The 15,782-nt window shown below is 51.4% G+C and carries 11 protein-coding genes and 1 tRNA gene; 2 read left to right on the top strand and 10 right to left on the bottom strand.

Annotation, left to right across the window (positions count from 1 at the left end; genetic code table 11):
- Window positions 1-30 precede the first annotated feature (30 nt).
- The 9 genes from CYPRO_RS06685 to gcvT form a co-directional block, all read right to left on the bottom strand.
- On the bottom strand, window positions 31-441 hold the full coding sequence (locus CYPRO_RS06685) for an ExbD/TolR family protein (RefSeq protein WP_114983866.1): 411 nt from the start codon (window positions 439-441) through the stop codon (window positions 31-33).
- Complete coding sequence (locus tag CYPRO_RS06680) at window positions 438-1,208, bottom strand: MotA/TolQ/ExbB proton channel family protein (protein WP_240644856.1); 771 nt, start codon at window positions 1,206-1,208, stop codon at window positions 438-440. The genes CYPRO_RS06685 and CYPRO_RS06680 overlap by 4 nt, the downstream gene beginning before the upstream one ends.
- A 268-nt stretch (window positions 1,209-1,476) precedes the next feature.
- Window positions 1,477-3,033, bottom strand: coding sequence for an SPOR domain-containing protein (locus tag CYPRO_RS06675; RefSeq protein ID WP_114983864.1), 1,557 nt, complete (start codon window positions 3,031-3,033; stop codon window positions 1,477-1,479).
- Window positions 3,034-3,338: 305 nt separating this feature from the next.
- The gene (locus tag CYPRO_RS06670; protein ID WP_114983863.1) at window positions 3,339-5,162 is read right to left on the bottom strand and encodes a TonB-dependent receptor; all 1,824 of its coding nucleotides are present in this window, start codon (window positions 5,160-5,162) and stop codon (window positions 3,339-3,341) included.
- Between the two features lie 183 nt (window positions 5,163-5,345).
- A complete protein-coding gene (locus CYPRO_RS06665; RefSeq protein WP_124245550.1) occupies window positions 5,346-6,374 on the bottom strand; it encodes a lysylphosphatidylglycerol synthase transmembrane domain-containing protein in 1,029 nt (342 codons plus the stop codon).
- A 9-nt stretch (window positions 6,375-6,383) separates the two neighbouring features.
- Window positions 6,384-7,079 (bottom strand): LolA family protein, encoded by a 696-nt coding sequence (locus CYPRO_RS06660; protein ID WP_114983859.1) that lies wholly within the window; start codon window positions 7,077-7,079, stop codon window positions 6,384-6,386.
- Window positions 7,080-7,127: 48 nt separating this feature from the next.
- The gene (locus CYPRO_RS06655; RefSeq protein WP_114983858.1) at window positions 7,128-9,800 is read right to left on the bottom strand and encodes a DNA translocase FtsK; all 2,673 of its coding nucleotides are present in this window, start codon (window positions 9,798-9,800) and stop codon (window positions 7,128-7,130) included.
- Window positions 9,801-10,009: 209 nt separating this feature from the next.
- Window positions 10,010-10,738, bottom strand: coding sequence for a 2-phosphosulfolactate phosphatase (locus CYPRO_RS06650; protein ID WP_114983857.1), 729 nt, complete (start codon window positions 10,736-10,738; stop codon window positions 10,010-10,012).
- Between the two features lie 138 nt (window positions 10,739-10,876).
- Complete coding sequence (gcvT, locus tag CYPRO_RS06645) at window positions 10,877-11,989, bottom strand: glycine cleavage system aminomethyltransferase GcvT (protein WP_114983856.1); 1,113 nt, start codon at window positions 11,987-11,989, stop codon at window positions 10,877-10,879.
- 1,569 nt (window positions 11,990-13,558) lie between these two features.
- Here gcvT and CYPRO_RS06635 point away from each other — a divergent pair.
- A tRNA-Ile gene (locus CYPRO_RS06635) sits at window positions 13,559-13,631 on the top strand.
- 589 nt (window positions 13,632-14,220) lie between these two features.
- On the opposite strand, the gene CYPRO_RS06630 is transcribed toward CYPRO_RS06635, so the two are convergent.
- Window positions 14,221-15,237 carry a J domain-containing protein gene (locus tag CYPRO_RS06630; RefSeq protein WP_114983854.1) on the bottom strand — a complete coding sequence of 339 codons (1,017 nt, stop codon included), beginning with the start codon at window positions 15,235-15,237 and terminating at the stop codon, window positions 14,221-14,223.
- Between the two features lie 391 nt (window positions 15,238-15,628).
- Here CYPRO_RS06630 and CYPRO_RS16545 point away from each other — a divergent pair, with 391 nt between their 5' ends.
- Window positions 15,629-15,766, top strand: a complete 138-nt coding sequence (locus tag CYPRO_RS16545) for a hypothetical protein (protein WP_164682604.1) — start codon at window positions 15,629-15,631, stop codon at window positions 15,764-15,766.
- Window positions 15,767-15,782 lie beyond the last annotated feature (16 nt).

Below are 15,782 nucleotides of genomic sequence, written 5' to 3'. Positions count from 1 at the left end.
GCTCCGGCTGTGCTGACCGAAGCCGATGACTCAGCGGAACGTCCGCTCGGTTGCCATCAGCACAGACATGCTCAGGCTTTGGGCGATATTCATCACATGCACGGCGTCATCAACCGTTGCGTCGCGGTCTGCTCTAATAACGAGTGAAGTAACCCCGCTTTGCTGCTGCAAGGCCCTGATTTGAACCGCAAGCTGCTCGCGGGCAACCCGCTCACCATCCAGAAAAAACTCTCCCTGCGGCGTGATTGCTACGTTCACAAACTGCTGCTGTACCTGTGCACTGCTTTCCGCGCGGGGCACATTCACCCGGATTCCAAAATTGGTAACAAAGGATGAAGTAAGCAGAAAGAAAATCAGCAACAAAAGTACTATATCCGTCAGCGAAGAAAGGGTAAAAACCGAGAGCGGCTTTTTGGCTTCATGTTCAGAACGGAAATTCATCGCGCTACAAAATCACGGGGTTTTTCGGCTGCTTTCTCTTTTTTGGCCGGTTTCTGAAGCAGCTCGATAAATTCAGTGGTCGCCATCTCAAGCTCGAAAACCATGCGGTTGATGCGGCTCAGCAGGTAGTTGTAGAAGAAATAGGCAAAGATACCGACCGCGAGTCCGGCAGCTGTTGTAACAAGGGCCTCCCAAATACCACCGGCAAGCACACTGGGATTAACATTACCCTGCAGCGACTGAATCTGCATAAAGGCCTGAATCATCCCCGTTACGGTACCCAAAAAACCGATGAGCGGCGCGACACCGGCAATGGTCGCCAGCCAGTCCATGCGCTTCTCCATCATAAAAATTTCCTTTTTACCGGCGTTTTTGATGCCTTCCTCAATATCAGCTATAGGACGACCCAGGCGTGAAATACCTTGTTTCAGAATACGACCAAGGGGCTTATCAACCTGTTCACAATGATTCAGGGCGGCCCGTGTTTCCCCGTTTCTAAGCATGTCTTCAACAGCTTTAAGAAAGGGGGCAGCCGGCATCACACATCCTTTCAGAAACTTCCAGCGCTCTGCAATTACATAAATAGCCACGAAGGACAGAATCGTAATGGGGATCATCACATACCCACCCTGCATCAGCAGCTGCAGCAGCGACATGCCGCCATCTTCGGAAAGTTGTGCAGGCAGGGTTACATCAGCATTTTCATCAGCGGATTGAAGCAGACTTATTGCAAAAAGGAAGGCCGGTGAGGCTGCATTAAGAATCATAAGGAACTAAAAAATGAGAAAGGTCTCTGAAATTTGATTGTAGCGTTTGTCCATGTACACAGAAGCCGCAAATATAAGGCAATTTACACTGAAATGATTGTGAGACCGGATTATTCAAAAACGCTGCAGAGGCGCCTGCATGAACCCACAACGAACAGTTGGTCTCAGGTGAAGCTGCCAAAGTTTTGCCGTAGTCAGGCATCTACAGTCACTCTTAACCCCATATCTGCTCACGGGCTAACGCACGGGCCTGACATAAGGTATGCACTTACTCTGCAGGCAGCCGTGAAATAAAATTATTGGATCGCCACGGCTCGTCAAGCAGCTGCGCGGCTTCGAGGGCATGTTCAATGGTTTCAAACTGACCAACCGAAACCCGCCACCTTGTGTCGCCACCAGAGTCTGTAATCGGGTAAATTACAGTGCGCAAGCCCTGAGCCTGAAAATTGGCTTTTTCTTCGAGCGCGAGCGCTTCAGATGCAAGTGAGTGCAGCACAATACCAAAAGGGCGTACATCAAACGATTGTATCTGCCCTGTCAGTCCGAAATCAGGCGCTGGATCAGCAGCGGCTATCTCGGGTTGCGGAGGTGGTTCTGGTACGAATATATCCTGTGCTTCAGGCAGGTCTTCGCCCCCTCCCTCAGGCAGAATTTCTGTGTCTGCAGCCGTTCCCTCCCGTGGATCAGGATCGGGTGTAGTTGTGCTTGCCGTTTGGTCCGCTTCCGCGGTGCCCTGCGGCTGTGCTGTCCCGGTCTGCCGGATTTCCTGCCGTGAGCGTTCAATTTCCCGTTCCAGAGCGCTGTTTGATCCTGAACGCAGCATGGGTGCCTCAACATCAGCAAAGGGCTGCGTACGCACGGTTCTGCTGTCTGACCCAAAACTAAGGACGTCATAAATATTGAGCAGATAGACCACAATCACCAGGAGAATAAGAACTGAGGTAGCAGCCGCAACCTTATTAAACAGGGTGAGGGACTGTTCTCTTCGCTTCGGCTCAGGGAAATCTTCCTCAAAAAAGATCAGGTCTTCGGCAGGCTTTGGTGTTTTCTTTTTCCGCCGCCTGTCTCTGTTTCCCGGCCCGTCACCCGGCGGAACAGGGGAAGCCATGGGTTTTGAAATTGGCGCAGATGGTTCATTATCATCACCGCCCTTGGTTTGAGTTTCGCTCACATGGGCTGCAGCTTCTTCATTAGCTGCTGCTTTGGGGTCTTTCGGATCGGGCGCTGCTGCCTCAGAGGCCTTACCCTGTGCCGTATCTTCAGTTTTTGGATCTTTCTTAGCTTTTACAGGCACCGGACGATCGGTAACATTGGCGAACCCCGCCAGCATCTGTTCAGGCGTAGCTGTTTTGGGCATAAAATATGACGGACGCCCTTCTTTCATGCGCACCGCAAGCTGACCTGCAAACTCATAGTTTACCTCTCGTGCAAGGGTATCGTCGGGTATAAAAGAAACTTCCCCGTTTTTATGAAGAAAAACGCCTAAACCCGCAGCCTGCACATATTCTCCGGGCTGTAAGTGCTCAACTTGTGCAAAAAATTCTTTTAACACCTGCGCCGTAAACGGCCGGCTCGCCTTTGCCTCCCCGGCTACCCGGTCGGCCTGCGATTCAAAAAAAACAATATCATCTATTTCAGATGTATAGGAGAACTTAAGCCGGTTTACAGGGGGCAGAATGACAACCTCCCCGTCTTTAACCTCTTCCTTTGCCTGCTTACGTTCCAGTTCGAACAGCCCCAGCCCGGCAACCGAAGCCCTGTTTTCTCTTAAGACTTTGTTTCTGATCTCAGCAGCTAAGGATCTGTATATTCTTTCTTTTAGCATAAATGGTAAGGCGTAAGCTGTAATTAAGCTTGATGCAAACGGACATATTTTGATAGCACGCTAAGTTAATGAAGATAAACCTTTGACGGCACTATTTTCAAAATTTAATGAGTAAATTTGCTTTAACTTATCTGCCGGCACACAGCTGATTTTCCGGACAGCTGATTTCAATTTAAGCGGGGGCCTATTATATTATTTGGAGGCCGTTAGGCGCCGCATCTACAGCCCCGTGCGTTAAGCAAAGGGCTAAGTCGGTTTAAATGATCGCTTTGTCAATAAATAAGTTTCCTGACGAATCGTAGGCACTAAAGCCTGACCGACAGTCCGCCAAATACCTGAATCCCCCGCTCCTGATAACCATCCCATATCTCGTAACTTTGATTCAGCATGTTAAGGGTTTTCAGGTAAAAGCCAATCCTTCCGTCTATGCGGTATTCAGCCCGTGCATTGAGCAGAAATACACTGCCGGTATTTCGGTAAAAGAAACCGTCACCAGCGGTTTCAGCAACAAGGGCTTTTCGCGTGCCAATCAGATCGGCCCAAAGACTGATGTTTGCATGCTCAAAAGGTGTTGAGCGTACCCCGGCGGTGATTCTGTAGTTTTCAAGTCCGGCAAATGTATCGGTATCAGCTGCCGTTGGGATTGCCGCTTTGCTCATTTCCGTGATGTTGTAGTGCGCGTCGGCATAAAGCGTGAGCAGGCGCGGCCTCAGGTTTAAAGCGGCCCCGACGGAGGGACGTATCAGGAATAAGTCTTCCGGCTGAACCCAGCTCGTGCTTCCGTCAAACTGCGCATTAGGGGCGTACATAACCGGACGCAGGGTGTAGGCCGCGTGCAAACCGGCCGTAGCGGTTATTAGGGCATCAAAACGGTAGCTTGCCTGAAAATTCCCATAAAAGGTGCGCTCGTTTTGCAGGCTGTTAGGCACCGCAAGCGTCCGGTTACCTTTTACAAGCGGCTCAAGACCACTATTCCGCATGTATCCGGACACCTCCGCTTCCATCTCAAGTGACCCGGTTCGCCGGTACTGCCAGTTCACATAGGGATACACCATGAAGGTCGCTTCCTGCACCGGATCATGCCCTGAGAAAAAGCGAACCCCGGCTTTCAGGCGGTCGCCGGTGAAGAGCTCGTTTTGCCAGTAGGCGGCAGCACCGGCAACAAACCAGTCCCGCTCCAGTTTATCGGCAAGCGGGACGTCGGTGAACCAACCCGCCTTTGTTTCATATAAAGCAGCGTCGAATTCGGCTTCAACAAGGAACACATGACCAATTTGTCTGCCCGCCCATGAAAAGGCGCTTTGTGCCCCAAAGCGGTGTTCGTCCGCTTCGGCCCTGTAGCCCGTTCGCGGCCTGAAACGCTCGCGTTCTGCGGAACTTTCGAATGTACTTCGGTCGTAGTGAACGAAGGCCTCAAACCGGTCGTGAACACTCCGCTGACTCACCCAACCCAGACTCGCGCCCAGCTTATCGAATGAACTTCTCCCGTCAATTACATACAAATCGATGGGCACCGTATTAAACAGGCGGTCCTGCAGATCAGCAAAATCAGACCTGCCGCGGACCGATGCCAGCAGGTTTCCGTTGGTCGTGAGGCGGGTGCTTAATGTTGCTTCCCCCTGCGCCCGGCGAAAGGCACCGGCAACGCTTCCTTCCTCTAAATGCCCTTCGGAGGACAGCCAGTCCAAATTGCCGCTCAGGCGCATGCGATCGCTAAGCGGCAGGCTGAAGTACGCTTTTGCTTCAGGACTCACATAATTTCCGAAGCCAGCCGTAGCATACAGCAAGGATTGCTGCGGTATTTCCGTAAGTTGGCGCTCCGGTCCAAGATTGGGTTCCAGCTGCGAAAGCGGGAAAGATGCCATCACTTCTTCCGGCGTCTCCATAAACGGCAGCCGGTTGGGATCAATCCGAAACACCCGCGGCGTAGGGCTGAACCCCAAAATAGGCTGACGCGAAATGCCCGGAAAACGCGCCCGGAAATCCCCGCGAATTTCGATATCCTGTGCGTCAATGTCGGGCAGCAAAGCCGCGCGATCGTCACGGGTATCCTGTGTTTGCCCAAAAACCTCAGGGGCAAAGAAAAGCGTGCAAACAAACAGCAGCAGAAGCGGGAAATGGAGTCTCATAAAAATCAAAAAAAAGTCTGATAGAACGGAAAAGGGATTTGAGTCGGTCAGCGGTCAGCGGTCAGCGGTCAGCGGTCAGCGGTCAGCGGTCAGCGGTCAGCGGTCAGCGGTCAGCGGTCAGCGGTCAAAAATACAGAATAATTCGGGCTTGCGTGCGGTTTTGCCGGTTTTTGAAAAGCTTTTTCAAGCGGTGTTATTTGAATCCGATTTTCGCAGCAGGGTAAAAAACCAGGCCGCGGGCGTTACGAGCATTACAACCGCAAACATTCCGATATGCGTAATAAAAGCAAATGCGACGCCCGTAACCGCCGGCACTGCGTAGAGCACATATAGGCTCTGACTCACAAACCAGTGATAGGTACCAATCCCCCCCGGCGAGGGCAGCACTACGCCAATGGTCGAAATCACCATCACACTAAACGCCTCACGCAGGCCAAGCCCGAACTGTTCGGCCATGCCAAAAGCGTAAAAAGGGATGTAGGTCAGCAGTCCGTAGCTGATCCAGATGCCTGCTGTGTAAGCCAGAAAAAGGGGCCAGCGCCGCAGTTTGCGAACCGATGTGATGCCGTCCGTAAAGGTGTACACAATTTTGCGCAGCCCCGCACTTTCGAGACCGGCATCGAGATCACGCCTGCGTTTGTCGAGGATGTAGCGGACAGCCTGCCACAGTAAAAAGAGGGACGCAAGCCCGGCAAGCAGGATGCCGGTGAATATGAGCGGACTCCGCAGTTCATCCAATAACAGGTACAGCTGCGGACCAAAGAGCGCGTCCATCGTTGCGCGGTCACTCACCACAAAAAAGATGATGAGGATCAGCATAAGCAGCATAGCGAGCAGGTCGATGATGCGCTCCAGCACGACCGTACCCAAGACGGCCGAGCTGCTCATGTTTTCTTTTTTGGCCAGAAAAATGGTGCGGCTAAGCTCACCGGCACGGGGGATGGCATAGTTCACCGCATAGCCCAGCAGTACGCCCGTAAACAGATTGGCCTTACGAAGGCCGGGCCGGTCGGCTTCCATCAGCAGCTTCCAGCGCTCCGAACGGAACCAGAAGCTGAGCACCGCGACTAAAAAATAGGGCGCAATCCAGCCATAGTTCATTTGCCGGATATACGCCCAAACTTCATTAATATCGAGATTGCGAAGCGCCAGCCAGAGGAAGAGGCCTCCGACCAGCACGCTTAGAACCATATTAAGAATGTTCCGCTTCAAGCCGCTGCTTTACTCCCTGAGATCAATAATTTCAGCCGCCTCAGGCCAGGTAAAGCGGAAGGTATCCTCCGCTGCTTCGGTCAGCGCGCCGTCTTCAAAAGTGATAAAGAACTGATTTTCATTCAGGTCTTCGGCATACATTTCGTGCGGCAGCAGGCTGTTGGTATCCAGGGTGATACGCGCCAGGGTGATCAGCTCAAAGGGATCCGTTGCCACCAGGGTAACAACGGTAAACCGGCCCTCCTCCTCTACCCGGCTGACCGTGAAGCGATCCTGATAGGAACCCAAAAAACGGGAGGGGGCAAAGTCGTCCTCTTCGGGAGTGTACTGACTGATGATGAGCTGATTTGGCTGAATATTGAGCACGGTTGAGACCCGCCCTTCCACGCTGATCAGCTGCGTGTCGGTTGCAATTTTGTAGCTGTCCGCCCCGACCCACACCTGCCCTTCACTGCTTACTTCCTCCTGCGTGAAGCCGTCGAGGAAGCGGTGCTGCATGCGCGCCGTGAAGACCTCACCCGCCTGAATCCGTTCGCCCAGACGGGCAAGGACCATAGGGGTATCGGCGGCTTCGGACGCAGGAATGACGACCGCTGTCGCCTCCGTCGCAAACGGCGCAGCAGGCCCGAACAGCGCGGGCAGATAGGTTTCCCCGTACCAGAACAGGGGCCAGATCATCCAAATAAAGGCGGTAAATATGTGCATTTTTTTTCTCCAGGGTGATGGGTTTCCGGGTAGCTCGGGTGCTTGAGGCTAACTGTCGAGATCCTGCAGGTGCTGCTCGAGGGTGACCTCGTCGGGGATGAGTACGTCCCGGGCCGTGCTGCCCTGATAAGGCCCCACAATGCCAGCAGCATACAGCTGATCGATCAGGCGTCCGGCGCGGTTGTAGCCGAGTTTGAGGCGCCGCTGCAGCAGAGAAACCGAACCCTGCTGATGCATCACAACCACACGGGCTGCGTCCTCAAACAGCTCATCCCGCTCGCTTTTCTCGGGCAGGCCGCCGCCGTTATCCTCATCGTCATCCATGCGCGGCAGGAAAAACGGACCGCCGAATCCCTGCTGCGCACCGATGAACGCATTGATACGCTCCACCTCCTCCGTAGCCACAAATGCGTTCTGAACCCGCACCATGCCGGCACCACCGGTGTAGAGCATATCGCCCTTGCCAACGAGCTGATCCGCGCCCATGGTATCCAGAATGGTGCGCGAATCTACCTTCGAAGCCACCCGATAGGCAATGCGGGACGGGAAATTCGCCTTGATGGTTCCCGTAATGACATTCACCGAGGGCCGCTGCGTTGCCACAACCAAATGAATCCCGACCGCCCGGGCCAGCTGTGCAAGACGCGCAATCGGCTCTTCAATGCCTTTTCCGGCCGTAATCATCAGGTCTGCCAGCTCATCAATCACGACTACGATGTAGGGCAAATGCCGGTGACCCAGATCTTCTTCGAGCGCCCCGTCCGCGAACTTCTGATTGTAGGCCTTGATATCGCGCACAATGGCCATCTTCAGCAGCTCGTAGCGCTCATCCATCTCTTTGCACACGCTGTTGAGTACCAGCTGTACCTGCGAGGTGTCGGTGATGATGGGCTCATCGGCATCAGGCAGGGTTGCGAGGTAGTGATTCTGAATGTTGCGGTAAAGCGCAAGCTCGATTTTCTTGGGATCAATGAGCACGAATTTCAGATTCTCCGGATGCACCTTGAACAGCAGACAGGTGATGATGGTGTTGATCCCGACCGATTTCCCTGAGCCTGTAGCACCGGCCATCAGCAGATGCGGCAGCTTGGTGAGATCGAGCATAAACACTTCGTTTTCGATGGTTTTCCCGAAGGCCACCGGCAGCGTCATCTTGGTTTCGCTGAACTTTTTGGTGTAGATCAGATCCTTGATGTGCACGGTTTCGCGGTTGCGGTTGGGCACCTCAATGCCGACCGCGCTTTTGCCCGGAATGGGCGCAATGATGCGCAGCCCGTGTGTTGCCATCGCCATTTTGAGGTCGTTGGCGTAGCTTTCAATCTTGCTGATTTTGACATCCGGGGCGGGATAAAGCTCATACAGCGTAACCGTCGGACCGATGATGGCTTCAATTTTGAGAATGCTGATGCCGTGCAGCTGCAGCTTTTCTGTGATGATCTGCTTGTTCTGATTGACCTCCTCATCAGTCACCTGCATGTTGCGGGGCGGGGCGTCGTCGAGCAGGCTATGATCCGGATAGCGGTACCGTATGCGCGGCCGCGACGCTTCTTCCCGTGCCTTGCGCAGCTCGTGATCTGAAGCTTTTTCCTCTTCTGCCCCGCGAATGATGGTGAACTCGGCCTCGTCCTGATCCCCGGCAGCCGACACTTTCCCTTCCTTTCCGTGCTGCGGGTCTTTTTCAATAATGGCTCGCGGTGGTCGGCTGATCAGCTCCTGACGCTCCTCTTCCGCTATACGACGACGGCGTTGCTCGGGCGTCTCACCTGTTTCGGCCGAATCGAACCATTCGTCCTGCTCACCGGAAAGCGACTCATGCTCACCTTCACGCGCAAGTTCATCCTCATCCTTAAAGGTCGGCCATTGGGTTTCACTTCCTGCCCTGCCGGTTGCCCCGTTATTACGGTTCGCATTTTCAGCAGCACCATGTTTTTTTTCGGGGGATGGGCTTCCGGACAGCTCCTCAGCTTCGGTTTCGAAATCATCTTCCTCGTATTCCTCTTCTGCTTCAGCTTCCGCTTCGGCTTTCGCAGCTTTGCGTGCAGCCGCCGCTTCCGCCCGTGCCGCCTTCCAATCCGCCAAACGGTGCCTTAGACGCTCCCCCGCCTGACGCATCCGGTCGATGGTAACCTGTATGTCACCATCCAGAATGAGCAGCAGTACGGCAATCAGCGCTGTAAACAAAATGATACCTGAGCCCCAGTTTGCAGTGAGGGCGATCAGAAAACCAGAAAAATTAATACCAAGTACGCCGGCGAACGCATGGGAAGGGGTACCCGTGAGCTCATTAAACCACCCAAAAAGGGCCGATATGGTAAGCATCACCAGAAAAAGATAAAACGCGCGCTTATGAAATTGGGCCAGCGGCTGCTGCCGGAAAATCAGCCAGCCGTACTTGAGCAGCAGGCCGGGCAGCACGATGGTCGTATAGCCGAAGAGAGAATACACCAGGAAATTTGAAATGACCGCGCCAACCGGGCCCAGCCAGTTGGTGATTTGCGTAGCCGGCGTTTGGCTGAGGTTCAGCAGCTCGGTAAAACTGTAATTTTGCAGCACGCTGTCATCAGCCATGTTGTAGCTGAAAATGCTCAGGCCCAGCAGCAGGGCTACGGACATCATCAGTACACCCAGGATTTCTTTTTTTCGCTTCACACCGGCCCCGTTCTTCCCCGGCGATTTCGACGGCGATGACTTCCTTCCGTTGGTTGCACGTTTGCTTGCCATTAACTCTTTGATTTTATTAGATCAGCTTTGTGTTTTCCCGGGCGGCTCACCCTCTTTTTCTGCACAGCTTCAAATATACGAATGATCAGTGCCAAAAACTGAAGCATGTCCGAACCGGAAGCACATCCCCCTACAAAAGAAAAAAATGCCGGCCGTCCGCTTTTGGCAGACGACCGGCACTTCAGGTAAAAAAAGCGGCAGATTCAGCCTTAAGAGGCCGGGACAAAAAGCCCGTCCATCAGGACAGGCACAACATTGGACTTGTCAATGGTGCAGCAGTACGGGATATCGGCTTCAAAACCCAGTCCCGCGAGACGCTTACCGTGATTGCTCCGCTCAACCGAAGCCACAAGGTTGCCGCCGTACTGTTTGTACAAGGCATCCGCAAGCTGCGCGCCGTCGGGAGCGTCATCCGGCAAATCTGCACCAATGAAGGTATGCAGCAGATAGCCGGCGCAGAGCATATCTTCAAAAGAGAGCCGCGATTTCCAGCCGGAACAGACAATCAGGATTTCCCGTGTCGTCTCCCGCAGGCGCTCAACTACGGCGCCGGCATTCAGAAAAGACCCGATGATCACTTCCTTCGCCCCACTGCAGCGCACAAGCGTAGGGGTGCCGTTGGTAGAATTAAAAATAAGCGTGCGCCCCTTTACCACATCCGCTTCATACTCAAAGGGGGAATTGCCGAGATGGAAGCCCTCAATTTTTACACCGCCCTGTTCGCCGCACAGCAAATAGCTGCTTGAATCCAGGTTTTGGGCAATACGGGTTGCATCACCCATATCTTCAACAGCAATAACGCCTCTTGCGCCATTATGAAGGGCCGTTACAATGGTCGAGCTTGCGCGGAGCACATCAATCACAACTACGGTTTTGCCTTTCACTTCATCTTCGCTAAAGGCACGCCCGGTTGCAAAAACATCGGGGGTATTTCGCATTAATGAGATAGTCTGATAAATCTTTAGTTCATGGGGATGACCCGAAAAAAGTCAGGCTGACCTTTTTCACAGCATGAAAGTACCGCAACATTTGCGGGGCGGAATTTACGAATTATCCGCCCCGCTCCGGCAAAAAAATCAGGCTTTCTTCACGAAAGGCGACTTGGAGACGGTAGCCGGAACAGCTTTCCCCCTGATTTCAATAAAGATGGGCGTATCGTTGGCCGCAAAATCTGTCTTCACATAGCCCATGCCGATACCTTTTACTTCGGTAACGGACTGCGTGCCGCTCGTCACAAAGCCGATTTCCGCGCCTTCTGCATCCAGGATCCGGTAGCCGTTACGCGGGATGTCCCGCTTGTTTTCGGTGATGAAGCCCACCAAACGACGGCTAATGCCTGCTTCTTTGGCATCAAGCAGGGCAGCCTTCCCGACAAAATCCCCCTTCGCAAATTTGGTAATCCAGCCCAAACCTGCTTCAAGCGGATGGGTGTCCTGCGTGATGTCGTTGCCGTAGAGGGCATAGCCCATCTCGAGACGGAGCGTATCGCGCGCGCCGAGTCCGGCAGGCAGCAGTTCAACCCCGGCAGCTTCCGCGGATTTCAGAATCGCGTGCCAAACCTGCGCAGGATCGGCTTTCTTCCGGTCGAAGTAAATTTCAAAGCCCTTTTCGCCCGTGTAGCCCGTTGCGGAAAGAATGATGTCCTCAAAACCGGCAAAACGCCCCTGCGTGAAGGTGTAGAATTTGATTGCGCTCAAATCCACATCTGTGAGCGACTGCAGCGCCTCAACTGACTTCGGTCCCTGCACTGCAAGCAGACAGGTATCGTCGGAAGCATCCGCGATCTCCGCCCCGTGCGGATTATTGGCAAGCATCCATGCGAGGTCTTTGTCTTTGTTGGAGGCATTCACAACCAGCATATAGCGGTCGGTATCGAGCATATAAACGAGCAGATCATCAACGATACCGCCGTTCTCGTAACACATGGCTGAATACTGCGCCTTGCCCGGCACAAGCTTGGAAGCATCATTCACGGTAATATGCTGTACTGCCGCGAGCGCGTTGGGTCCGGTGAAAAAAATCTCACCCATGTGCGACACATCGAACATCCCACAACTGCTGCGCACGGCCTCGTGCTCCTTCTTTATACCCGAATACTGCACCGGCATCATAAAACCGCCGAAATCAATCAGCTTCGCACCAGCCTGCTCGTGAATGTCGTAAAATGGCGTTTTTTGGGGATCTGACATAAAAAGAATACCTCGAAATAGATTTAAGTAAGTTGTGTGCGTAAGGACGGCAAACCGTGGACGCTTGGCGCGGGTGACCTTCCTCAGCATTAAAAAAAGGGTGTTGAATCAAATATTGAGCGGGGACAAAAGGGGTTATCGCGATAAACCCGGTAGCATGCCCCGAAATTCACGCCCTGAAAATACGGAATTAAAGGTGAACCGCAGGAAGATGAACCGGATTAATTGCGCCCGGCTTAGGCATGTGGGAAACGCGGTTATTTAGGATTTGGATAGATTTTCAAGGAGAAGCCTACACCGCCCCGCTGCGTTTGAACAGGATTTTTAGGATTACAGGATGAACAGGATGATGAGAATAAATTGCCAAGTTTTTTAAAGCTTATGAAGCTGTTATTATTTAGGATGTGCAAATTCCCCTCTTGAGAGGGGTGGCCCCTGGAAAGCATTCACCAGCGGCAAGCAGACACAAACTCCCCCTGCAGTAGTAAAAGCCCCGATGCAGGCGGGACGGGGTGTGACGGGCACGTAGTCTATCCTGCCACGAAAGACTGATTGCTCCCGATATTGGCCGCACAGTTTTTGCTGCTCATTAAAATTTTTACTTCACTGCGTTTTGAACAGGATTTTTAGGATTACAGGATGAACAAGATGATGAGAAAACACCCATCTAAAACAACCCAAACCCGAACCAGTCATCCCGAACAGTTATCATTTGGCAGGAGGAAAATCGAAGCCGCCGATAATTGCTTAGCCGCGGTATTAATGAAGGATTCATGTGAGGGATCTCCTTCGCTGGGACAGGACACGGCATCATGTCAGTCCCATCAGCCCTCATCACCAGGTCCTTCGACCCCGCCTACGCTGCGGTCCGGCTCCGCTCAGGATGACAGGGACATTTTCCCCAAACCCCGGCGCGGCTTGCCGCGCCGTTTGAACAGGATTTTTAGGATTACAGGATGAACAGGATGATGAGAAAACACCCATCTAAAACAACCCAAGCCCGAACCGGTCATCCCGAACAGTTATTATTTGGTAGGAAGTAAATCGAAGTCGCTGACAGTTGTTAAGCCGCGGTATTCGAAAAGGATTCATGTGAGGGATCTCCTTTGCTGGAATAGGCCTCGTTAATACTGGTCCGCAGCAGCCCTCATCACCAGATCCTTCGACTCCGCCTCCGCTACGCTCCGTCTCCGCTCAGGATGACAGGGACATTTTCCCCAAACCCCGGCGCGGCATGCCGCGCCGTTTGAACAGGATTTTTATGATTACAGGATGATGCCAATTCATCACCCCAAATCCCAACCCCGTCTTCCCGGAAATGCTGCGTTTCGGCATTTATTTGCCTTCCCGAAATGACATGCAGCATTATCCGGGATCTGCCAAGCCGGAACTGTCGCAATGTGATAGCAGGGCTTTGAAACCTGCTAATGACACTGACAAAGGTCAAATTTGACAGAAACAAATCAAAAACCGGAAATCTCAAACTCCCAAACCTTTAGCTTGCATTGACGCCCATCCTGCCTTATTTTTGGAAGCTAATTACTTAGAAAACACAATGTTCAATTTCCCGGGCCCATAGCTCAGTGGTTAGAGCAGTCGACTCATAATCGATTGGTCGGGGGTTCAAATCCCTCTGGGCCCACAAGCCTCATTTCTAAAGCCTTGTAAGTATTAAACTTGCAAGGCTTTTTTTATACCTGTTACCAACTGTGTTACCAACATTTTGTCGCTTTTCTTTTGGAGGATTAGGGAGCAGGTTTCAGCGAAAATAGCCCTCGGAAATGATTCTGCAGCCGTTCTTATTCGTGCTTTCTCAAAAAACTTTTCCAAAAGGACGGCATGTTACGGCGCTTTGTGCTGCCTTTTGATGCTTTATTAAGAGTACAACTTACTTTTGTTTGGCATAGCAAAACTTAGCTGACTAAGATCCGCGAGAGGGAGCAACTAACACAACAACCAGCCTCTCAATCCTGATTCGAGCATCTGAATGGAACCCTATAGCAGGACTACATTAAAAAATTGTTTATAAGACATATTCACATCGTCACATCGTCACATCGTCACACATTCGGGCCCAATACCAATCTTGGTTAAGATTAATTACCTGGCAGAAGTTCTTGTTTTTTTTCTTCTGATGTTAGTGTGAGTATCACATATCACAAAAACGGCTCTGTATGTTCAGTCAGACAGCAATAGCAGCACCTGGCAGAATTATAGGCCCATTAAAAGGTTTAATAGGCACACAGCCCGTTGTTGTTGGCAGGGGGAGTATGGTGTAGCTCTAAGTTATTACTCCTACCACCGCTGCCAAGGTGCTCTTCGTACAGAACATAAACTTTTTTTCCGCTTTTTGTGACCCTATATCCCGTTCTGCTGCCATAGTAAGCATTGTATCTACAAAGCTGATTAAGGGTAAAGCCGTTTCTCCTCATTAGCCCCGCAAACTCAAATTCACAGCTAACCGTATCACAATGAGGCCTTATTGAAACTATTTCCGGACCGAACTTTGAAAGATTGGCTGAACTCATAAAAATACTCCACTCTACAGGTTCAAGTCTGTTTCTCAGATTCTGTAGCTCTGTATCGCCCAGTGCTACGCGCACTGTTCCGCGTCTGCATGATTCCTTACTGCCGCAATCAGGTCTGCTTACAACCCCATAGGATGTCCATTTAATTTGAGGCGTATCTTCACCTGCCCCCATAATCCACGATCTAAGCCCGTTCGGTTCCAGCATAAACGCTTCAATAAACTCACTTAGCTGAATAACTTCCGGGTCTGCTTCATCAATCGGTATTTCAACTTCAGCGATGTCATCTGAAATGCTTAGTTCCGGATCTTCATCCGAAGGTATTACGAGGAAAGCCATACCAAATGCCAAAAACAATGCAATAACTATATTCTTAAAAGAGAAATAATGTAAGGCTGCATCAGGTTTTTTATCAGCCCCCGCACCATAGACCGATTTATATTGAGCTGTTCGTTTTCTGGATTCAGCTTTTATCTGCTCTTTCAGGTACCTCTCAGTGTTATGATTGTAGCAGCTTAGGATGATTTCGTAAGCTGTATCTATCTCTTTCCTTTTCTTTTCGGCTTTAACTTTCGGGCTTTCATTATCCTGAAAACGGTCCGATTGCCAAACCAAAGACAGTTCCCTTCGGGCATCTTCAACTTGCCCAATTGGCGCGAAAGGCTCGAGCTCAAGAATTCTGAAGCTTTCAAAAAGCTCTCCATGTGAGTACCTTTTCATATCAACTGTACCTGATACTAAATTTCAGCTATTAAATTAAAGCGATTTCATGATTCCGATTAATGACAGGAATATGCTGGTCCAAACAGTGATTACGCAAAGGTTAGCCCAGAACTTTGCGACATCCGGATCAATTAGCCCATCTCTTCTTTGCAATGAACTCACGACCCGGCGAAAATACCACGCGAGTATAGCAGAAATAATAATTAGCCATCTCAGAAGGGTTAGATCAGTTTCCCAAAGTAAAAAGACCGCAGCTATGGCAAGTAAAACAGCAATTAAATCCATTTATCCGGGATGGTTTGAATGTCAATGTATAAAGTGAGACAGTATCCTAACTAGTGAAATGGGTAAGCAAAGTTTTGGTAATTACCACAAAGCCAGAAACACTATGGCAATCATCAAATTAGAGATCGAAGACCTGATTCATAATCACGTAGCGAACAAAGAAAGCGGGCTCAACGACATCATGGAATTCTCCTTGAATACGCTGATAATGCCGAACGTAAGTACGAGAAGCCCCCGCTAACCTTTGTACAATTCAG

Source organism: Cyclonatronum proteinivorum (assembly GCF_003353065.1).
Lineage (GTDB): Bacteria > Bacteroidota > Rhodothermia > Balneolales > Cyclonatronaceae > Cyclonatronum > Cyclonatronum proteinivorum.
The sequence above is the reverse complement of the archived record's forward strand: the minus strand, read 5'-3'. Positions and strand labels throughout refer to the sequence as shown.

Coding starts and splice junctions, on each gene's coding strand:
- gcvT (WP_114983856.1), bottom strand. CDS start 11,989: ATGTCAGATCCCCAAAAAACGCCATTTTACGACATTCACGAGCAGGCT.
- CYPRO_RS06650 (WP_114983857.1), bottom strand. CDS start 10,738: ATGCGAAATACCCCCGATGTTTTTGCAACCGGGCGTGCCTTTAGCGAA.
- CYPRO_RS06630 (WP_114983854.1), bottom strand. CDS start 15,237: ATGAAAAGGTACTCACATGGAGAGCTTTTTGAAAGCTTCAGAATTCTT.
- CYPRO_RS06685 (WP_114983866.1), bottom strand. CDS start 441: ATGAATTTCCGTTCTGAACATGAAGCCAAAAAGCCGCTCTCGGTTTTT.
- CYPRO_RS06680 (WP_240644856.1), bottom strand. CDS start 1,208: ATGATTCTTAATGCAGCCTCACCGGCCTTCCTTTTTGCAATAAGTCTG.
- CYPRO_RS06675 (WP_114983864.1), bottom strand. CDS start 3,033: ATGCTAAAAGAAAGAATATACAGATCCTTAGCTGCTGAGATCAGAAAC.
- CYPRO_RS16545 (WP_164682604.1), top strand. CDS start 15,629: ATGGCAATCATCAAATTAGAGATCGAAGACCTGATTCATAATCACGTA.
- CYPRO_RS06660 (WP_114983859.1), bottom strand. CDS start 7,079: ATGCACATATTTACCGCCTTTATTTGGATGATCTGGCCCCTGTTCTGG.
- CYPRO_RS06670 (WP_114983863.1), bottom strand. CDS start 5,162: ATGAGACTCCATTTCCCGCTTCTGCTGCTGTTTGTTTGCACGCTTTTC.
- CYPRO_RS06655 (WP_114983858.1), bottom strand. CDS start 9,800: ATGGCAAGCAAACGTGCAACCAACGGAAGGAAGTCATCGCCGTCGAAA.